The 21,683-nt window shown below is 68.5% G+C and carries 8 protein-coding genes; 1 reads left to right on the top strand and 7 read right to left on the bottom strand.

From position 1 onward, the window contains the following. Window positions 1–42 precede the first annotated feature (42 nt). From xpsF to purL, 5 genes are all read right to left on the bottom strand, one after another. A complete protein-coding gene (xpsF, locus tag ACZK33_RS02955; protein WP_032130133.1) occupies window positions 43–1,263 on the bottom strand; it encodes a type II secretion system protein XpsF in 1,221 nt (406 codons plus the stop codon). Between the two features lie 24 nt (window positions 1,264–1,287). Next, window positions 1,288–3,012: a type II secretion system ATPase GspE gene (gene gspE / locus ACZK33_RS02950; RefSeq protein ID WP_369352997.1), complete on the bottom strand. Its 1,725-nt coding sequence runs from the start codon at window positions 3,010–3,012 to the stop codon at window positions 1,288–1,290. A 136-nt stretch (window positions 3,013–3,148) separates the two neighbouring features. Then, entirely contained in the window at window positions 3,149–5,002 is a 1,854-nt protein-coding gene (locus ACZK33_RS02945; RefSeq protein WP_049398129.1) for a S8 family peptidase, read from the bottom strand. Window positions 5,003–5,159: 157 nt separating this feature from the next. Continuing rightward, entirely contained in the window at window positions 5,160–12,338 is a 7,179-nt protein-coding gene (locus tag ACZK33_RS02940) for an ESPR-type extended signal peptide-containing protein (RefSeq protein WP_423175569.1), read from the bottom strand. 438 nt (window positions 12,339–12,776) lie between these two features. Next, window positions 12,777–16,661, bottom strand: a complete 3,885-nt coding sequence (purL, locus tag ACZK33_RS02935; protein WP_423175567.1) for a phosphoribosylformylglycinamidine synthase — start codon at window positions 16,659–16,661, stop codon at window positions 12,777–12,779. A gap of 909 nt (window positions 16,662–17,570) precedes the next feature. On the opposite strand from purL, the gene ACZK33_RS02930 reads away from it, so the two are divergent. Continuing rightward, the gene (locus ACZK33_RS02930; protein ID WP_423174493.1) at window positions 17,571–19,670 is read left to right on the top strand and encodes a glycosyl hydrolase family 18 protein; all 2,100 of its coding nucleotides are present in this window, start codon (window positions 17,571–17,573) and stop codon (window positions 19,668–19,670) included. A 110-nt stretch (window positions 19,671–19,780) separates the two neighbouring features. On the opposite strand, the gene ACZK33_RS02925 is transcribed toward ACZK33_RS02930, so the two are convergent. After that, window positions 19,781–20,566, bottom strand: a complete 786-nt coding sequence (locus ACZK33_RS02925; protein ID WP_049424945.1) for a DsbC family protein — start codon at window positions 20,564–20,566, stop codon at window positions 19,781–19,783. Window positions 20,567–20,666: 100 nt separating this feature from the next. Next, window positions 20,667–21,644, bottom strand: coding sequence for a site-specific tyrosine recombinase XerD (xerD, locus tag ACZK33_RS02920; RefSeq protein ID WP_032128012.1), 978 nt, complete (start codon window positions 21,642–21,644; stop codon window positions 20,667–20,669). Window positions 21,645–21,683: the final 39 nt, after the last annotated feature.

Below are 21,683 nucleotides of genomic sequence, written 5' to 3'. Positions count from 1 at the left end.
CCTTTCAGTTGCGGAGTGTCGGGGTTGCGTAGGGATCCATCGTCAACCGATGGCATTGGTCAGGTCGTACAGCGGTACCAGCACGGCAACGATCACCGCACCGACCACCGAGGCCAGCACCAGGGTGATCGCCGGCACCATCGCCGCCAGCAGGCGGTCGATGCGCCGGGCGCTGTCCTGTTCGAAGGTATCGGCCGCTTTCAGCAGCATGGTATCGAGTGCACCGGATTCCTCGCCGACCTGGATCATCTGCAGCGCCAGGCGCGGGAAACGCTTGCCGCGCGACAGCGCCAGCGACAGGCCGGTACCATTTTTCACTTCATCCGCGGCGGCTTCCACATCGGCGGCCAGCGCGCGGTTGCCCAGCACGTTGCGGGCGATGCCCAAGGCACCCAGCAGCGGCACGCCATTGCGCAGCAGCGTGCCCAGCGTGCGGGCCAGCCGCGCGGTTTCCAGTTCGCCGAGCAGGCGGCCGATGCCGCGACGCTGCAGCAGCCAGCCATCCAGCGCCAGCCGGAAGGCTGGTTGCCGCGCCTTGCGTTCGAAGAACAGCGCAAGTATCCCTGGCACCACCAGCAGCAACACCCACCAGTCGCGCACGAACAGGCCCAGCTGCAGCACCGCGTTGGTGAACCACGGCAGCGCCACATCCAGGCTTTCGTACATCTGCGCGAACTGCGGCACCACGTAGCCGAGCAGGAACAGCAGCGCGCCGCCCACCACCACCAGCAGGATGGCCGGGTACACCAGCGCGTTGATCACCTTGCCCTGCAGCGCGCGGCTGCGTTCGAGGTAGTCGGCCAGGCGCTGCAGGGTTTCGTGCAGGCTGCCGCCGGCTTCACCGGCCCGCACCATGTTCACGTACAGGCGCGAGAACAACCCATGCTGGCGCTCCAGTGCGGTCGACAACGGCGCACCACCGCGCACCACATCGCGGATGTCGGTGATCGCGCGGCGCGAGCGTTCGTCTTCGGGCAACCCGAGCAGGATCGACAGCGCGCGATCCAGCGGCTGGCCTGCACCGAGCAGTGTCGCCAGCTGCTGGGTGAACTGCAGCAATGCCGCACCCTGCAGCGGCCGTTGGCGGAACAGGTTGCGCCAGGTACTGCCACCGATCGCACCGCCATCGGCCAGCTGGGTCTCCATCGGCAGATGGCCCTGGTCCTGCAGGCGCGCGACCAGCTCGGCCTCGCTTGCCGCTTCCATCTGCCCGTCGAAGATCTCGCCGTGCGGATTCAGTGCCTTGTAACGGTAGGTCGGCATGTCAGCCCCGGCGTCCTGCGCGCATCAGCTTTCCTCGGTGACACGCAGCACTTCCTCGATGGTCGTCTGACCACTGAGGGCCTTGGACAGACCATCTTCGTACATCGTGCGCATACCGGCTTCGCGGGCAATGCGTTCGATCTCGCCCATGCCGTCGCGGCGCATCACCGCGCGCCGCAGCGCGTCGTTCATCACCAGGAATTCCATGATGGTGGTCCGGCCGAGGTAACCGGTCGGCGCCAGCGCGGAGGGCTTCGGGCGGTACAGGTGGATCGGTCCTTCCGGCTGCAGGCGGCGCAGCTCGAAGCGTTCGATCTCCTCCGGCGAGGCTTCATAGCGCTCGGCATGGGTCGGCTCCAGCCGACGCACCAGGCGCTGGGCAAGGATGCCGTTGATGGTGGAGGTAAGCAGGTAGTCTTCCACGCCCATGTCGAGCAGGCGGGTGATGCCGCCGGCTGCGTTGTTGGTATGCAGGGTGGACAGCACCAGGTGGCCGGTCAGCGCCGACTGGATCGCGATGCGCGCGGTTTCCAGGTCGCGCATTTCGCCGATCATGATGATGTCCGGGTCCTGGCGCACGATGCTGCGCAGGGCGTTGGCGAAGTCCAGGCCGATCTGCGGCTTGGCCTGGATCTGGTTGATGCCTTCGATCTGGTATTCCACCGGGTCTTCGACCGTGATGATCTTGACGTCGGCAGTGTTCAGCTGGCTCAGCGCGGTGTACAGCGTGGTGGTCTTGCCTGAACCGGTCGGGCCGGTCACCAGCAGGATGCCGTGCGGCTGTTCCAGCACCTTGCGGAACTGCGGCAGGAAGGCGTCAGTGAAACCGAGACGATGGAAATCGAACACCACCGTTTCACGGTCCAGCAATCGCATCACCACGCTTTCGCCGTGCGCGGTCGGCACCGTGCTCACGCGCAGGTCCAGCTCCTTGCCCTGCACGCGCAGCATGATGCGGCCGTCCTGCGGCAGGCGGCGCTCGGCGATGTTGAGCCGGGCCATGATCTTGATGCGGCTGATCACCGCAGCAGTGAGGTTGGCCGGCGGGCTTTCGCCTTCCACCAGCACGCCATCGACGCGGTAACGCACCTTCAACCGGCTTTCGAACGGTTCGACATGGATGTCCGAAGCGCGCAGCTCCACTGCACGCTGGATCACCAGGTTGACCAGGCGGATCACCGGCGCTTCCGAGGCGAGGTCACGCAGATGCTCGATATCATCGACCGCACCGCCCTCGCCATCGGCGGTTTCGACGATCGCGCCCATCGCGCTGCGGCCCTGGCCGAACCAGCGTTCGACCAGGTCATCAATTTCTGCGCGCATGCCCAGCACCGGTGTCACCGGCACACCCAGTGCCAGCTGCACGGCCTGCTGCGGATAAGGATCATGGGCATCGGCCAGCCACAGCCGGACCCCCTGTTCATCCAGCGCGAGCGGGCAGACATGGAACTGCTTGAGGAAGCGCAGCGACAACGGCAAGCCTTCCGCCAGCCCTTGTGGCGGTGCTTCCGACAGCTGTTTGCCTTCCAGCAGCGGCAGCCCCAGCACTTCGGCGCTGGCCTGGGCCTGGTCACGCTCGGAGACCAGCCCCAGCCGCACCAGCAGGCCCAGCAGGCTGCCGCCGGCCTCTGCGTGCAGCGGCCGCGCACGTGCCAGATCGCCTTCCTTCAGCCGGCCGCGCGCCAGCAGCGCATCCAGGATGCGGCCTTCAGCGTCGTCGGCAGCGGCGGTAGCAGCAAGCGCGTTCACATGACTCTCCTGTCAATCGGCTCGACTTTAACAGTTAAGCCATGATTTCCGCCGCCCCTGCGCCACCTTTCGTAAAAAGACGAAGCCCGTCACATGGGATGACGGGCTTCGGCCATTCAACTACGACAGTTCAAGCTTACTGCGTGGCGAGAATGCTCACCCCGTTGTAGGCCGCTTCACCCACCACCTTGATGTAGTAGGTGGCCGCCACCGGCTTGGTCACCCGCACCGTCTCGGAGGTGCCCGGACGGGTCGACTTGGCGTCGTTGTCGCTGGCACTGGGCTCACGGCCTTCAGCCACGTAGACCGAAACGTTGCCGGTGCCACCGTAGGTGATCACGCTGAACTGCTTGCCGGCAGCCGCTTCGAAGCTGTAGAGCTTGCTGCTGCCGGCCGCACCGGACAGGCCACCGACGGCGGCCTTGTTGGTCAGCGGCGTGGCCACCGGCCCGCAGTTCTCGGTGCACGGTTCTTCCAGTGCCTTGGCCAGCGCAGCCTTGGCATCGAGGATGCCGGTACCGATCGGGGTGGCCGCCGGGATGGCGACCGGGAACGGACGCGCGGTTTCCTTCAGCAGGGTGCGCATGGCCGCCGGAGTCAGCGGATCCTTGCCCTTGGCGATCAGTGCGCTCTGCACCAGTGCAGCAACGGCGGCCACATGCGGCGAGGCCATCGAGGTACCGCCCATGCCCATGTAGCCCGGCGTGCCCGATTCAGGCGTGGTGGCCGCATTGGAGCCGGTCTGCCAGATGTAGCCACCCGGGTTGCCGTCGACACTGCCGCCGCCACCCGGACCGGACAGGTCCACGCGGGTGCCATAGTTGGAGTAGTAGGTGATGCCACCGGTGATGCGCGTGGCACCCACGGTCACCACGCCTTCGCAGCTGGCCGGACGGTACTTGGACGCGTTGTCGGTCTCATTGCCGGCCGCCACCACCACCGTGGTACCGCGCGAGATGGCGCCGTTGATGGCGTCCTGGTAGGTGCTGCCGCAGGCGCCGCTGCCGCCCAGGCTCATGTTGATGATCTCGGCCGGGTTGGTGTTGGCCGGGATGCCGGTCACCGTGCCACCCGATGCCCAGACCACCGCGTCGGCGATGTCGGACAGGTAGCCGCCGCACTTGCCCAGCACGCGCACCGGCAGCACCTTGGCCTTGTAGGCGACACCGGCCATGCCGACGCCGTTGTTGGTCTGCTCGGCGACGGTGCCGGCGACGTGGGTGCCGTGCCAGGAACTGTCCTCGGCCAGCGAGCCGTCATAGCACTCGTTGTCGTTCTCGACCCAGTCACCGTAGTCCTGCGCACCCGGCACACGATCGTTGGTCGGGCGCCGCGAGGTCTCCGCATCGCTGATGAAGTCGTAACCCTCCAGCAGGTTGCCGACCAGGTCCGGATGCTGCGGCAGGATGCCGGTATCGATCACCGCCACCACGATGCCCTCACCCTGCGAGACATCCCATGCCGCCGGTGCGTTGATGCCGCCGACGGCGTTGTGCAGGTGCCACTGGTTCTGCTGGTAGAAGGGATCGTTCGGCACCAGCGCCGGCTGTACGTCGCCGGCACGCAGCTCGGTGCGGCGCAGCTTGACGTCGGCTTCGGCGTACTGCACCGACGGGTCGGCCTGCAGTTCCTTCAGCACACGCTGCAGTTCGGCCGGGGCCAGGCGGCCCTGCACGCGGATCAGGTCCGCACCGGTAGCGAGCTTGCGTACCACCTGCGGGCCGAGGGTACTGGCACGTGAGGTACCGCCGGAGAGGCTGGCCCGGGTCAGCGCCGACTGCACGGTGGACAGCTTCGCCGAGCGGTCGGTGGCGGCGGCAGCGCCGGCCCGGTACTTGACGATGATGCGCTCGGCGCCCGGCTGGGCGGTGCTGGCCTGGCGCACCGGTTCGCGGGTCGGCAGGCCGGCGGCGTGGACGGCACCGACGGCCGTCATCGACAGCACGGCGGCGGCAAGCACATTGATGCGAAGGTTCTGCTTCTTGATCACGTCGAATTCCTCTTCTGGGTCATGGATCGAACCAACACTGCGGCCATCATTCCTTGACGACTCCCGGCCGGCCCAGCCGGGATTGCCGTGACCTCCCCCCAGGCCCTCACTGCAGGTGCTGCGCCGGCGTGGGTGGCCGCCGGCGCGATGGAGTGGCTTACCAGCCGAAGCCGGCACCGACGCCAACCGAGCTGTCGTCGCTGCTGAAAGCACCGCCGAAGGTCACCGTGGCGCGATCGCTGATCGCACGCTGGTAGCCCAGCGACAACGCCGACTCGCCGCCCTGGAAACCAATGCCGACGCCGACCCGGTTCTGGGTGCGGATACCGGCGGCACTGGTGGCCATGTTGAGCATCGCCGCGCTCATCGCACCCTGGCGGTCGATGCGGCGATCCATGTGGCGCAGGCGTCCGTCGATCTCGCCCTTGAACACATCGAAGCTGTCGGCGACGGCCTGGACGCGGCTGTCGGTGTAGCTGTTGGCCGTGGCCATGCCACGGTCGAGCTGGCCCTTGTTGACCGCATCGGTGGCCGTGGTACCCGCCGCCACATTGGTGACCTGGCGCTCGTTGCCTTCACTGCCCACCGAGACCGTGTTGGCACGATCGGCAACCGAGCCCTGGCCCAGCGCCACGGCATTTGCCGCAGTGGCATTGGCGCCCTGGCCGATGGCCGTGGACGAAGCGCCACTGGCGACGGCGCCCTCGCCCATGGCGACGGCATTGAAGCCCGTCGCGGGAGTGCCAACCGGAATCCCGGCACCGGCGGCAGCAGCGGTCGGCGTGCCCTGCACACGCGCGGTGCTGGCCGGTGCCGCGTCGGCCGTTGCAGGTGCATCAGCGGTGCTTGCCAGCGGGCTCTCATCCAGCGAGGCACTCATCGCGCGCAGGTTGGCAGTCCCGGCACGCGAGCCACCGGCGGTTCTGCGGTCGATCTCGCTGACCTTGCGGTCCAGCGCGCCGAGCGCATCGCCGACGTTGCTGTAGGTGGCGCCCTGGATCACGTAGTTCGGGGCCACGAACACACCCTGCATGCCGACGCTGGCACCACCGCCGAGGAAGCTGGCGGCATCGCTGAGCGACTGGAACAGCTGGCCGCCGTTGATCGCCTGGCGACTGCCCGCGGCAATGCTGCCGGCACCGACGTTGTCGATGGTGGTGCCCTGGAAACCGGACAGGGTCAGGCGGTCACGGCTGGCGTCGTCGTAGCTGACCGCGCTGGCCGCGGTGGTTTCCACGGTGGCGATGCGCGAATCAAAATCGCCCACGCGGGTTTCCACCGCGCCCACCCGCTGGTTGGTGACGTTGAGCTGGGAGCCGGTGATGGCGTCGCTGCTGCCGGCGGCGATGCGGCCATCGGCCACATTGACGATGCGGCGCGTGGCCGGACCCTCGGTGCCGTTGCCACCGCCGACCGACACCACGTTGGCATCGAGCGCACGCGAGCCCGCACCCAGCGCCACCGAGTTGGCACCGGACGCTCCGGCACTGTTGCCCAGTGCAAGTGCACCGTTGCCGATCGCCATCGCGTTGGCGCCCAGCGCATTGCTGCGCGCGCCGCTGGCACTGGCCGCCGAACCGATCGCGGCGGCATCACTGCCGCTGGCGCTGGCAATACCTGCGCCGGTGGCCTTGACGTAACGTGCCGTGCCATCGGCAGTCGCTGCGACCGCATCAAGCTGGCCACGATTGACCGCATCGGTGCGCTCGGTACCGGCAGCGACGCGGGTGATCTGACGATCACTGGTACTGCTGCCCACCGACACGGTGTTGGCACGGTCGGCCACCGAGCCTGCGCCCAGTGCGATGCTGCCGGCCGCCGACGCGTTGGCACTGACACCCACCGCAGTGGCATTGGCGCCGGTGGCCTTGCTGCCGTAACCCACTGCAGTGCCAAGGCGACCACTGGCTTCGGCATAGCTGCCCAGCGCCGAAGCGCCGTCGGCCGAAGCATTGGCGCGGAAACCACTGGCCTGCGACTGGGTGCCGCTGGCCGTGGCCTGCGCGCCGCTGGCAGTGCTGTAAGCGCCCTTGGCCTGGGCGCCGGCGCCGGTAGCACTGGCGCCGAGTTCGCTGGCGCTGGCGCCACTGCCCACGGCTACGCTGTCGACACCAGCAGCCTGCGCCGCGTTGCCGAGCGCCGCCGCATTGTTGCCGGTGGCCAGTGCATCGAAGCCCACGGCGGTGGCATTGCCGGCCATGGCATTGGCGCCACTGCCCAGCGCGGTGGCGCCGTTACCGATGGCGTTGGCCGCGTTGCCAGCAGCCAGTGCATTGTCGCCGTCAACGAGTGCACCGGCCTCGCCATCGGCATTGCCGCTGGCCTGGAACTGGCGGCTGGTCTTGTCGGCGACGCCGGCGACCGCATCCAGCTGGCCCTTGTTCACCGCATCGGTGGCTTCGGTACCGGCTGCGACATGGGTGACCTGGCGCTCACCGCCCGCCTTGCCGACGGCCACCGTGTTGTCACGGTCGGCCTTGGAGCCGGCGCCGAGCGCGACGCTGTTGCTGCCGTTGGCGGTGGCATTGGCACCCAGCGCGGTGGCGCTGCTGCCCGCCGCCCACGAATTCCAGCCGATCGCCGTGGCGTAGTCTTCGGTGGCCCACGCGCCCGCACCGAATGCCGCGGCACCGGTGCCACTGGCACGCGAGGGGATCAGGCCGAAGAAGGTGCTGCCACCGATCGCCACGCTTTCTTCGCCACTGGCTTCGCTGGACTGACCGACCGCTACTGCACCGGTACCGGCGGCGGCGGCACCGAAGCCGACCGCCGTGGTGTTGGCACCACTGGCTGCCGAGCCGTAGCCCAAGGCAGTGCCGAGGCGACCGCTGGCTTCGGCGTAGCCGCCGACAGCGGTAGTGCCATCGGCAAACGCGGCGCTGCGGAAGCCACTGGCCAGTGCCTGGGTGCCGCTGGCATTGGCTTCAGTGCCCGTGGCCGTGCTGTAGGCACCGCTGGCCTGCGCGCGCGCACCGACCGCGCTTGCGCCCAGTTCACTGGCGCTGGCGCCGGTGCCGAGCGCGAGGCTGTCTTCGCCGGTGGCCTGTGCCGTGCTGCCCAGGGCCGCCGCGTTGCTGCCGGTGGCCAGCGCATCGATGCCCACGGCGGTGGCGTTGGCCGCCAGCGCATTGGCACCGCTGCCCAGCGCGGTGGCACCGTTGCCGATCGCATTGGCCGCGTCACCGGCCGCCAGCGCGTTGTCACCCTCGACCAGCGCCCCGGTTTCGCCATCGGCATTGCCACTGGCCTGGAACTGCCGGCTGGTCTTTTCCGCTGCCGCGGCTACGGCATCGAGCTGATTCTTGTTGACCGCGTCGTTGCCCTGGGTGCCGTCGGCCACATTGGTGATCTGGCGGGTATTGCCACCGCCGCCCACCGATACGGTGTTGTCGCGATCCGCGATCGAATCGGCACCCAGCGCCACGCTGTTGGCACCGCGCGATTCGGCGGCGTTGCCCAGTGCGGTGCTGTTGATGCCCCCCGACCAGGCGCCACCACCCACCGCAGTGGAGTAGTTGCCCGATGCCTCGGTGGCCAGCAGACCGAACAGCGAGCCGCCAACGGCGACACTGTTGGTGCCGGTGGCCAGGCTGCCCTGGCCGGTGGCGGTGCTGTAGGCGCCGGACGCTTCCGAGTCGCCACCCACTGCCACGCTGTTGGAGCCGGAGGCGTTGGCGAAGTTGCCGAACGCGGTGGTATTGAACGCCGAGGCCTGCGCGTAGCCACCGATGGCGGTGCTGTAACCGCCGCTGGCTTCGGCACCGATACCGAAGGCCGCCGACGCCGTACCACTGGCTACGCTCTCGCTACCGACAGCGGTGGCCGCGTCACCACTGGCATTGCTGAAGTAGCCCACGGCCACAGCCTCTTCGCCGGACGCTTCGGACAGCACGCCATTGGCAGTGCTACCGGCGCCGCTGGCGATGCTGGCCGCACCGAACGCCGCGCTCTGCTCGCCGCTGGCTTCGCTTTCCGCGCCATGCGCGGTGGCGTACTCGCCCGTGGCCTGTGCGTTGGCACCAACAGCGCTGGCGTTGGCTGCGGTCGCCAACGCATTGAAGCCCAGCGCCTGTGCGTTGCTGGCCAGCGCGTTGGCGCCGCTACCCAGTGCGGTGGCGCCATTGCCGATGGCGTTGGCGGCATCACCGGCCGCCAGTGCGTTGTCACCTTCCACCAATGCACCGGCTACGTCGTCGCCGTTGCCGCTGGCCTGGAAGAAGCGGCTGGTGGTGGTGGCCGTGGTCGCCACCGCATCCAGCTGCGCCTTGTTCACCGCATCGGTGGCCTGGGTGCCGGCGGCGACGTTGGTGACCTGGCGTTCGTTGCCGGCGCTGCCCACCGACACCGTGCGCGCGCGGTTGGCGACCGAACCGGCCCCCAGCGCGACCGTGTTGCTGGCGCTGGCATTGCTGCCGGCACCGAGCGCGATCGCACTCTCACCACCGGCCACCGTGTTAGTGCCAATGGCGATGCTGTTGATGCTGTTGCCCAACGCCTGGAAGCCCAGCGCCACACTGTTGTCGCCATAGCCGAAGGCACCGCGGCCGACCGCTGTGGAGCTGGCGCCGTTGGCCCAGCTGTTGTAACCGATGGACGTTGCGCCGCTACCACTGGCCCAGGCCGCGTTGCCGAATGCCGAGGCGTTGGTGGCAGTGGCCCATGCACCCGAACCGAATGCTGCTGCGCCACTGGCAGTCGCCCAGCTGTAACCGCCTACTGCAGTGCTGTCATCGCTGCTGGCGAATGCGCTGTCGCCGACCGCAACCGCATAGCTGCCGGTGGCGCGCGACTTGCCGCCTGCGGCGAAGCTGTTGTCACCACTGGCCTTGGCCGCGTTGCCGAAGGCGCTGCTGGCAGCCCCGGTGGCCTGCGCGCCGCTGCCGACTGCGGTGGCATCGGCAACAGCGGTGGTGCCCACCTGCTGCGCCGTGCCATCGGCACCGATGATCGGCTGGTTGAACTCGTCGTAGGCCTGGCCGAGGCCACCGATGGCGACACCGCCATTACCGGTGGCCGCGCTGTTGCGGCCCACGGCCACGCTGTCATCGCCGATGGCCGACGCGGCAGCACCATGTGCAATGGCACCTGCGCCGATCGCATTGCTCGACGAACCCACAGCGATGGAGCCTTCGCCATCAGCCAGTGCGCCAGCATCACTGCCCGCCTCCGGCTGTGCCTGGAAGAAACGCGCGGTGGTGTCGGCAGTGCCGGCCACGGCGTCGAGCTGGGCTTTGTTCACCGCATCGGTGGCTTCGCTGCCCGCAGCGACGCTGGTGATCTGCCGCTCGTTGCCGGCGCTGCCGACGGCCACGCTGTTGGCGCGCACCGCTTCGGAATTCGCGCCGAGTGCCACACTGTTCGCGCCGCGTGCGGTGGCGTAGTAACCCACGGCCGTGCTCTGCGCACCGCTCGCCCAGGTCTGCGCGCCGAGGGCACTGGCGTTCTCGCCCGGTGCATAGGCGAAGTAGCCGACCGCGGTCGCTTCGGCGCCGGAGGCTTCGCTGAGGCTGCCGTTGGCCACGGCACGGTCGCCACTGGCGATGGCACCGGCGCCGACGGCGGTGGCGGCTTCGCCACTGGCCTGGGTCTGCACGAAGAAGCCCAGGCCGGGGATCAGGTCAGCCGGACCACCGATGGCGACGCTGCTGGTGCCCGTCGCGTTGCTCTGCGTACCCAGCGCGGTGGAATAATCGCCGATGGCATTGGCCACGGCGCCGAAGGCCGATGCCTGCGCACCGGCCGCATAGGCGCCGACGCCGTAGGACGACGCCGCAAAACCACTGGCTTCGGCACTGGCGCCGACCGCAGTGCCGCCGACGCCTGCGCTGGTTGCGCCGGTCTCCACCGGCACGCCGCCGCTGGTGATCAGCGGGTTGCCGTCGGCATCCACCGCAGCGCCACCCACGGCAACGCTGCCCGGACCGTTGGCCTGCGCGTTGTTGCCGAACGCGGCACTGTTCTGGCCCGAGGCCAGCGCGTTGTTGCCAACGGCGGTGGCGTTCTGCGCGACGGCGGTGGCGCCGGCACCGACTGCAGTGGTGCCGTTGCCGATGGCATTGGCGGCCTCGCCGGCCGCCAGCGCGTCGTCGCCCTCGGCCAGTGCACCGGCATCGCTGTTGCTGCTGCCATTGGCCTGGAAGCGCTTGGCGGTGGCATCGGCCACGGCGGCAACGTCCTTCAGCTGACCGACATTGACTGCATCGTTGTCTTCGGTGCCTGCGGCCACGCTGGTGATCTGCCGGGTCAGGCCGTATTCGGCGGCACCAACGGACACGGTATCGACGCGGTCGGCCAGCGAGCCCGCGCCGAGCGCCACGCTGCCGGTGGCCACCGCCGCGGAGTTCGAACCCAGCGCGGTACTGTATTCACCGACGGCGGTGCTGAACGCACCCACCGCGATCGACGCTTCGTTGGCGGCGGTAGCGCCGCGGCCCAATGCGGTGCTGCCCGGGCCCATCGCCACGGCACCGCCGCCGACAGCCGTAGCGCCATCGGCGGTGGCTTCGGACAGCGCACCCAGCGCGGTGGCCGCGCCGTTTTCGCTGGCGGCGGTCGCGCTTGCGCCAACCGCGGTGTCGCCGAGACCGAAGGCCGCAGCGCTCTGCCCGACCACCACGCTGGCATCGCCGATTGCCAAGGCGCCCTGGCCGAACGCGCTTGCGCCCAGGCCCGCGGCAATGGCCTGGGTTCCGATGGCAGTGGTGGCATTGGCCAGCGACTGTGCGCCGGCACCGGCCGCGACTGCGCCCTGCCCGTCGATCTTCACCGCGTCGCTGTCATCGCCTGCGCCATCGGCCTTGAAATAACGGTTGCCGTCTGCGGCGACATCGGCCAGCGCAGCCTGGGTGGCGCGCGCCTGCGCGTCCAGCTGCGCCTTGTTCACCGCATCGGTGGCCTGGCTGCCTGCGGCAACATTTGTGATCTGCCGTTCCTTGCCGGTATCACCCACGGACACCGTGTTGGCACGCGTGGCCTTGGAGCCGGCGCCCAGCGCTACGCTATTGGCCGCACTGGCGCTGCTGTTGCTGCCGATCGCCACCGCGTTGCTGCCCTTGGCCGTGGCCGAGCCTTCGATCAGGCACTTTTCGAGCAGCTTGCCGCTGAATGCCACGCAGGTGGCGCTGCCGCCGATCTGCACCGACTGTGCTGCGGCGATACCGCTCATGCCCAATCCCAATACCAGGCCCAGTGCCATCGCCAACCTTGCGGGCGCAGCCTGCGTTGCATCGCGGCGCTGGTCGACGACCCCGCCGCCGCTGTCGGAGGAGGCCAGTTCCGAGGCCACCACCAACTGACCCAATGCTTTGTTCCAGACCTTGCGATAAATCCGATTCATCGGTACGGCTCCTGATTGGACTGGTTTTGGGCAAAGCAACGCCACCGCTGGGCTTTCCGGCCCAACGTCCCCTGGGGGCGTTTATTCGCGTGATTTACTGCGGGGTATTGCCGAACGGCGCGCAGCGACAGAAAACCGAGCGCGTGCGCCAAGCGGTTACTGCGAAATGAATGATTCTGAAACGGGGTTCAAGTGTTAACGGCAACTTTGCAGATCGTCAAGACTTTGACACAGCAAATCCTATTGCCGTGAAGCACATCACTATTTCACGTGTTTATGAAAGGATTTTGTTATGCATGCGTGACGATTCCTCGACGCATGAAAATGCATGTAACTAGCGGTCGCGACTGGAGTTTCAAGCTCGCAAAGAAAAACCCGCCGATCAACGGCGGGTTTTTCCATACGCGATGGCATTGAGGCCTGCGCGATGCAGTGCGATCAGCCGCACCACACCCGCGCGTTGCGGAACATGCGCATCCACGGCGAGTCACCCTGCCACTCGGCCGGAGCCCAGCTCAGGTTGAGCGCGCGCGGGGTGCGTTCCGGGTGCGGCATCATGATGGTGACGCGGCCGTCACTGCTGGTCAGGCCGGTGATGCCGTCCGGCGAACCGTTCGGATTCAGCGGGTACTGGCTGGCAACGTTGCCGTGGCCATCGATGTAGCGCAGCGAGACACGTGCGGCGGCCTGGTCGACGGCATTGTCGAACACCGCCTGGCCTTCGCCATGCGCCACCGCCACCTGCAGGCGCGAACCGGCCATGCCGCGCAGCAGGATCGACGGCGATTCCACCACCTCCAGCTGCGCGGTACGGGCTTCGAACTGCTCACTGGCGTTGCGGCGGAACTGCGGCCAGTGCTCGGCACCGGGGATGATGCCCTTCAGCTGGCTCATCATCTGGCAGCCGTTGCACACGCCCAGCGCGAAGCTGTCCTCGCGGGCGAAGAACGCAGCGAAGGCATCACGCAGCGCGCTGCGCTCCAGGATCGAGGTGGCCCAGCCACGGCCGGCACCGAGCACGTCGCCGTAGCTGAAGCCACCACAGGCGACCAGGCCGGTGAAGTCCTGCAGGGCCACGCGGCCTTCGATCAGGTCGCTCATATGCACGTCGAAGGCGCGGAAGCCGGCACGTTCGAAGGCGTTGGCCATTTCAATCTGGCCGTTCACGCCCTGCTCGCGCAGCACGGCCACGCGCGGGCGCGCACCGGTGCTGATGAACGGCGCCGCCACGTCTTCGTTGAGGTCGAAGCTGAGCTTGGGCTTCAGGCCCGGCGCCGTGAAGGAACGCGCAATCTCGCGCTCGGCGTCGGCGTTGGCCGGGTTGTCGCGGCGCTTCTGCATGGCGTGGGTGACCGACCACCAGGCGTCGAACAGCGCGTCCCAGCGCCACTCGGCCAGATTCTCGCCGCCCAGCGATACGCGCACCACCGGCGCGGTGGTCGGCTTGGCGATGCGCTGTGCGCATTCGGTCAGTGCGTGGCGTTCGACCAGGTCGGCGAACGCAGCACGGTCTTCGCGCGCGATCTGCACCACCGCACCCAGTTCTTCATTGAACAGGCTCCGGAACGGATCATCGCCCCAGGCATCGAGGGTGATATCCAGGCCCAGGCGCGAGGTGAAGGCCATTTCGCACAGCGCAGCGAAGGCACCGCCGTCGCTGCGGTCGTGGTAGGCCAGCAGCAGGCCGGACTGGCGCGCATCGCGGATCAGTTCAAAGAAGCCACGCAGGCGCTGCGGGTCGTCCAGGTCCGGCGCGGCACCGGCGAAGGCCGGCAGATCGCCGTGGTCGGCATGCACCTGGGCCAGGATCGAACCGCCCAGGCGCTGCTTGCCGGCACCCAGGCCGATCAGCCACAGCTCGCTTTCCACGTCGCGGTCGAGCAGCGGGGTCAGCTGCTGGCGCACGTCGGCCACCGGCGCGAACGCCGAGATCACCAGTGACACCGGCGACACGCTCTTGTGTGCTTCGCCCTGGTCGTGCCACTGCGCCTGCATCGACAGCGAGTCCTTGCCCACCGGGATGCTGATGTCCAGCTGCGGGCACAGTTCCATGCCCACCGCCTTCACCGCGTCGTACAGCAGCGCGTCTTCACCCGGGTGGCCGGCTGCGGCCATCCAGTTCGCCGACAGCTTGATCTCATCCAGCGCATCGACCGGGGCCGCGCACAGGTTGGTCAACGCTTCGCCCACCGCCATGCGTGCCGAAGCAGCGGCGTCGAGCAGGGCCAGCGGGGTGCGCTCGCCGATCGACATCGCTTCACCGGACACGCCGTCGAAGTCGGCCAGGGTGATCGCCACGTCGGCCACCGGCAGCTGCCACGGGCCGACCATCTGTTCGCGTGCGGTCAGGCCACCGACGCTGCGGTCACCGATGGTGACCAGGAAGTTCTTCGAAGCGACCGTCGGGTGCGCCAGCACGCGCAGGCCAGCCTCCTGCAGGTCCAGCCCGCCGGTCTTCAGCGCCGGCCAGCGCGGGGCCGGCGGATGCGCGGTGTCGCGGTGCATCTTCGGCGGCTTGCCGAACAGCACATCCATCGGCAGGTCGATCGGCGCATCGGCCGGGGTATGGCCCGGCACGGCACCGTAGGCCACCACCAGGTGCTCCTCGGCAGTCGCCACGCCAACCGCGGCGAACGGGCAGCGCTCGCGGGCGCACAGTGCGGCGAACTCGGCCAGGCGCTCCTGGGCCACGCCCAGCACGTAGCGTTCCTGCGACTCGTTGCACCACAGCTGCATCGGCGACAGCGACGGATCATCGGTGGGCACCTTGCCCAGATCGATGACACCGCCGACCTTGGAGTCGTGCAGCAGTTCCGGGATGGCATTGGACAGGCCACCGGCACCGACGTCGTGGAAGAACTTGATCGGGTTGTTGGCGCCCATCGCCACGCAGCGGTCGATGACCTCCTGGCAGCGACGTTCCATTTCCGGGTTGTCGCGCTGCACGCTGGCGAAGTCCAGATCCTCGGCACTTTCGCCGGAGGCCACCGAGCTGGCGGCACCGCCGCCCAGGCCGATCAGCATCGCCGGACCGCCGAGCACAATGACCGCATCACCGGCCTGCAGCTGGATCTTGTCGACCTGCACGCGGTCGATCGCGCCGAGGCCACCGGCCAGCATGATCGGCTTGTCGTACGCGCGCACCAGATCGGCGCCTTCCGGCAGTTCGAAGCTGCGGAAGTAGCCGAGCAGGTTCGGGCGGCCGAACTCGTTGTTGAACGCGGCGCCGCCAAGCGGGCCGTCGGTCATGATTTCCAGCGCCGGTGCCATGCGCGGGTTCAGCGCGCGCGGCGCTTCCCACGGCTGCGGCAGTTCCGGAATGCGCAGGTGCGAGACCGAGAACCCGGACAGGCCCGCCTTCGGCTTGCCGCCGCGGCCGGTCGCGCCTTCGTCGCGGATCTCGCCACCGTTGCCGGTCGATGCACCCGGGAACGGCGCGATCGCGGTCGGATGGTTATGCGTTTCCACCTTGATCTGGAACGCGCTGGGCACCTGCGGCTCGCGGCGGTATTCGCCGCTGGCCGGATCCGGGCGGTAACGCGACGCCGGATGGCCTTCGATCACCGCGGCGTTGTCGCTGTACGCGCTGAGCGTGTGCTGCGGGGTCTGCTGGTGGGTGTTCTTGATCATCCGGAACAGCGAACGGTCCTGTTCCTGGCCGTCGATGGTCCAGCTGGCGTTGAAGATCTTGTGCCGGCAGTGCTCGGAATTGGCCTGCGCGAACATCATCAGCTCGACGTCGGACGGGGCGCGGCCGAGCGCGGTGAAGCGTTCGCGCAGGTAGTCGATCTCGTCCTGGGCCATGGCCAGGCCGAGGCGCTGGTTGGCAGCCTCCAGCTGGTCCACCGGCACGCGTTCCAGTTCACCGCGGGCCGGCGCCGAGAACAGCGCCAGGCCCTGTTCCACGGTCTCCAGCACCGACTGCGTCATCGGGTCGTGCAGCGCCTTGACCAGCGCCTGCTGGGCGGCGGCATCGGCCGGCCACCCCTGCACGTCGATGCGCAGGCCACGCTCGACCCGGCTGACCGGCTGCCCGGCACCACGGACCAGTTCGGTGGCCTTGCTCGACCACGGCGACAGCGTGCCCAGGCGCGGCACCACGATGCGGCTGACCGCGCCGTCGGCCACGACCTCGGCCTGCGGCGCAGCTTCGAGGATGCGGCACAGGGTGGTCAGGTCGGGGGCGGCGCTGCCTTCGGGCTGCACGAAGTAGACGTGCCAAGCACCGCTGATGCGCAGGGAGGGAGCGATGGACTGCAGGCGGGATTCAAGACGTTCGCGGCGGAACGGCGACAGGGCGGGCGCGCCCTCAAGGACCATCATGTCCGGGGAACCGTAGTTGGGAAACGGGCCCGACATTGTACCGGAAGCGGGGGAAGGGCTTTGGCCGGGCGGCGCCCGGCACCCGCCGAAGCCAAGGCAACGGCAACAGCAACAGCAACGGCCAAGGCAACAGCAGGCATTCCGTGGGCTGGCGGGGTGGTGGGGGCCAGCAGGACACGCCGTAAACCCGTCCATGGGGGCTCGATGGCGCCATCCATGGCGCCAACGGTCCTGCTGGCCCCCACCACCCCGCCTTCGACAGATTTCCGCGATCTGCGGTAGATCCACGCCATGCGTGGATGCTCCCCGGTAGTGCCGGCCGCTGGCCGGCAACCAGGGAAATCTCAGAAGTCAGGCATTGAAGAGCGAAGCGACCGGCTTTTGCTTTTGATTTTTTGTTCTGTCTTCCGTGGCTGGCCGCGCAGGAACCTGTCCGTGGCCGGGCGGGTGGGCTGCGCAGGGGCGTGAGCCGCATGGGCCCGAGGCATGCCTTGGGCGGGTTGGGCAGGACGCCCAACCCCGGTCTTGCCGTGTGCGCAGGACTGCGCACACGAGCAAGCGGCGATCGAGCTTACATGGACGTACTTGCAGCGTCCCCTGCGCAGCCCACCCACCCGGCCAACCCTCAGAAACCCGCTTTCAGCGACCCACCCCAGCCACGAGGGGGCTCCGCCGATGGCCGCCGACCGCGCGCAGCGCCGCCCTCCGCCCGAATCCCCGAACCATGCGCTTGCTCACGGATTGACCACACGATTGATGACAACGTTGTCCCTACCTGGTGCCGGACTCTCTCCCCGGCCTCCCAGGTACCTCCGTCCGCCCCCTCCGTCGCCTTCCCGGGCGACGCCCGGACCTGCGTCACGCGCGGCGCCATCGGGGCCCGCGCGCCCTTTGATCGGAGACTTACCCATGTACGACCCGATTGTGCGCAGTGCCGAACGTTCGACCCGAAGCTGTCGTCCCCGCCGCCTGGCCTGGCTGCTTGCCCTGGCCGCCGGTACCGCCGCCCTGCCCGGCCTGGCGCAGGCCGCCAGCTGTGCCGGCGTGGCCCAGTGGGACCAGGCCAAGATCTACCGGGCTGGCGATACCCTGCAGAAAGGAGGCGTCCTCTATCGGGCGAACCAGGACATATGGAACGCGCCGCCGGACCATCCGGCCGGTGCGCCCTACTACACCAACCTCGGTGCCTGCGATGGCAGCGGCAGCAACCAGCCGCCGGTGGTCAGCCTGACCTCGCCGGCCAACGGCGCCACCTTCAGCGCCGGCAGCACGGTCAACGTGACCGCCAACGCCAGTGATCCGGACGGCAGCGTCGCCAAGGTCGAGTTCTTCCGCGATGGCAGCACGCTGGGCGTGGCCACCAGTGCGCCGTACGCGGCCAGCTGGGCCAATGCCAGCGCCGGCAGCCACACCCTGCGTGCAGTCGCGACCGACAACAACAACGCCACCACCAGCACCGCGACCATCACCATCACCGTCAACGCCGCCGGTGGCGATACCACCGCACCGAGCGTGCCGGGCGGGCTGGCGGTCGGCACCCGCACCGCCAACAGCATCGCGCTCAGCTGGAGCCCGTCCACCGACAACACCGGTGGCAGCGGCGTGGCCGGCTACGACGTGTACCGCAACGGCAGCCTGGTCGGTTCACCGTCCAGCGCCAGCTACATCGATGGCGGGCTGACTGCCTCCACCACCTACCGCTACCGGGTTCGTGCCCGCGACAACGCCGGCAACGCCTCGGCCCAGGGCACCGAGATCAGCGCCACTACGCTGGCCGGCGACGGCGGCACCACCGGCAAGCGGGTGATCGGTTACTTCACCCAGTGGGGCATCTACGGCCGCAACTACCGGGTCAAGAACATCGACAGCAGTGGCTCGGCCGCACGCCTGACCCACATCAACTACGCGTTCGGCAACGTGCGCAACAACCGTTGCGAAGTGGGCATCACCCAGCCGTCGGATCCGAACAGCGGTGCCGGTGGCGATGCCTTCGCCGACTACACCAAGGCCTTCAGTGCCGCCGAGAGCGTCAGCGGCAGCGCCGATACCTGGGACCAGCCGTTGCGCGGTAACTGGAACCAGCTCAAGCAGCTCAAGGCCAAGTACCCGGGCATGAAGGTGCTGATCTCGCTGGGTGGCTGGACCTGGTCGCGTGGTTTCTCCAGCGCGGCGCGCCCGGAAAACCGCCAGGCCTTCGTCGCCTCGTGCATCGACGCCTACATCAAGGGCAACCTGCCGGTGACCGACGGTGCCGGTGGCGCCGGTGCCGCACTGGGCGTGTTCGACGGCATCGACGTCGACTGGGAGTACCCGGTGGCCTGTGGCATCGAATGCGGCAAGCCGGAGGACAACGCCAACTTCACCGCGCTGATGGCCGAGTTCCGCCGCCAGCTCGATGCGGTGCGTCCGGGCCTGTTGCTGACGGTGGCGGTGGGTGCCGGCATCGACAAGATCCGCGTCACTGATCCGGCCGCGTACCACCCGTACCTGGACTACATCAACGTGATGACCTACGACTTCCACGGCGCGTGGGATGCGAAGACCAATCACCAGTCGGCGCTGTTCGATTCGCCGAATGATCCGTCCACCGGCGACCAGAAGCTCTACAACAGCAACGACGCCATCGAGGCCTTCATCAGCCGTGGCGTGCCCGCCGGCAAGCTCAACCTGGGCATCGGCTATTACGGGCGTGGCTGGACCGGTGTGGCCAATGCCAACAACGGCCTGTACCAGACCGCCAGCGGTGCCGCCCCGGGCACCTACGAGGCCGGCATCGAAGACTGGAAGGTGCTGAAGAACCTGGCGTGGCCGGGCTACACCGACAACACCGCCGGTGCCACCTGGATCTACAACGGCAGCACGCTGTGGAGCTTCGATACCCCGGCCAACATCACCCGCAAGATGGGCTACGTGAAGACCCAGGGCCTGGGCGGCGCGTTCGTCTGGGAGTTCAGCGGTGACGATGCGCAGGGCACGCTGACCAAGGCGGTCAGTGATGGCCTGAAATAAGCAAAAAGCCGGGGGCGCATTGTGCGCCCCCGGCCTCTGATCTGTAGCGCCGAGCCCGTGCTCGGCTGATGGTCCCGCAGTCGAGCATGCCTCGACGCTACGATTCCGCGTCAGCGCTTCTCGGACAGCTTGTCCAGCGCCGCACGCAGCTGCGCCGGCGGCAGGTAACCGCCCAGCTGGGTGCCATCCGGCGCGAAGATCGCCGGCGTGCCGTTCACGCCCAACTGCTGGCCCAGCGCGTACTGCATCGCCACCGGGTTGGTGCAGTTCTTGGCCGGCACACTGCCACCGCGCTTGGCGTTGGTCAGGGCCTGGCGGCGATCCGCTGCACACCAGACCGAAATCATGTCGGTGTAGTCCTTGCTGCCCAGGCCCATGCGCGGGAATGCCAGGTACTCGACCGAGATGCCGTTGCGGTTGAGCTCTGCGATGTCCTGATGCAGCTTGCGGCAGTAGCCGCACTCGATGTCGGTGAACACGCTGATGGTGTACTTGGCATTGGGCGCAGCGAATACGATGCGGTCGCCGTGGTTGGCCTTGGCCAGCAGATCGCGGCGGTAGCCGAGCAGGCCTTCGCTGTTGGCCGGGCCCTTGGCACGCGTGTCGTAGGGCTGCGACTGGAACAGGTAGCGGCCATCGTCGGACACGTACAGCAACTGGCCGGAGACCACGACCTCGCGGAAGCCGGGGAACGGCGCAGCGCCGATGTAGTCCACCTGGAAGCCGGGATTCAGGGCGGTCAGCGCGGCGCGTACGGCCTGGTCGGCCGAAGCGTTGGCGGCCGGGGCGGCCTTGGCCGCAGCCGCGGCGGGTGCCTTGGCGGCCGGCGGAGCCGGCTGGGCGCAGGCGGTCAGGCTGAGCGCACCGAACACGGCGGCGATGGCAAATCGGAGCATGGAGCGGTCCGCGACAGAAGAAGACCCCGGATTCTGACACAGCCGCCGCTACCGGGCCGCGACACTGCCCACCGTCCGAGGCCGGGGTTCAGGCCGCTGCTCAGCCGCGCGGATGGTGGCGCGCGTGCAGCTTCTGCAGGTGTTCGCGGGCCACCAGGGTGTAGATCTGGGTGGTCGACAGCGAGCTGTGGCCGAGCAGCATCTGCAGCGCGCGCAGGTCGGCGCCGCGGTTGAGCAGATGCGTGGCGAAGCTGTGGCGCAGGCCATGCGGGCTGATCCGCACCGGATCGATACCGGCCACCTGCGCGTGGCGCTTGACCAGATGCCAGAACGCCTGGCGGGTCAGCGCATGCAGCGTCGGCTCGACAAACAATGGGGTCTGCCCATCGGCCAGCGCCTGCACCTTGCCCTTGCCGACCAGCTGCGGGCGCGACGCCTGCAGATAGCGCTCCAACCAGTGCTGCGATTCCTCGCCCAGCGGCACCAGCCGCTCCTTGCTGCCCTTGCCCGTGACCCTCAGCACGCCCTGGCGCAGGTTGACTGCCGTGGCCGGTAGCAGCACCAGCTCGCTCACGCGCAGGCCGGCCGCATACATCAGCTCCAGCATGGCACGGTCGCGCAGGCCCAGCGGACTGTCGATGTCCGGCGCCGCCAGCAGTGCGTCGATCTGGCTTTCGGCCAGCGCCTTCGGCAACAGCCGCGGCAGCTTCGGCGGGTCCAGCAGTGCACTGGGGTCCTCGCTGCGTTCACCACGGCGCACGCCATCGGCGAAGAACGCGCGCAGCGCCGACAGCAGGCGCGCATTGCTGCGCGGCGACCAGCCATGCCGGGTGCGCCAGGCCAGGTAATCGAACAACCCCGGGCGCTCGATGCCGGCCAGGCCACCGTCGCGTCCATCCATCCAGCGCGCCAGCCCTTCCAGGTCGCGCCGGTAACTGTCGAGGGTGGCGCGGGCCAGGCCGTTCTCGGCCCAGATCGCATCGAGGAAGCGCTGGATGCGCGCGCTGTCGTCGGCGCGCAGCTCGGGCAGTTGCTGCACCAGCTGGCGGCGTTCGGCGGGGGTGGAAACAAGGGCCATGGGTGCAGGATACGAGGGCCACTGCGGGCGCGGCCAGCT

This window comes from Stenotrophomonas sp. 86156_Sma, from assembly GCF_056481625.1.
Note: the sequence above shows the minus strand (reverse complement) of the source record. Positions and strands in the feature narration are given on the sequence as shown.

Bases quoted from the DNA above. Each gene is read 5' to 3' on its own strand.
- xpsF (WP_032130133.1), bottom strand. From the start codon at position 1,263: ATGCCGACCTACCGTTACAAGGCACTGAATCCGCACGGCGAGATCTTC.
- ACZK33_RS02940 (WP_423175569.1), bottom strand. From the start codon at position 12,338: ATGAATCGGATTTATCGCAAGGTCTGGAACAAAGCATTGGGTCAGTTG.
- purL (WP_423175567.1), bottom strand. From the start codon at position 16,661: ATGATGGTCCTTGAGGGCGCGCCCGCCCTGTCGCCGTTCCGCCGCGAA.
- ACZK33_RS02930 (WP_423174493.1), top strand. From the start codon at position 17,571: ATGTACGACCCGATTGTGCGCAGTGCCGAACGTTCGACCCGAAGCTGT.
- ACZK33_RS02925 (WP_049424945.1), bottom strand. From the start codon at position 20,566: ATGCTCCGATTTGCCATCGCCGCCGTGTTCGGTGCGCTCAGCCTGACC.
- xerD (WP_032128012.1), bottom strand. From the start codon at position 21,644: ATGGCCCTTGTTTCCACCCCCGCCGAACGCCGCCAGCTGGTGCAGCAA.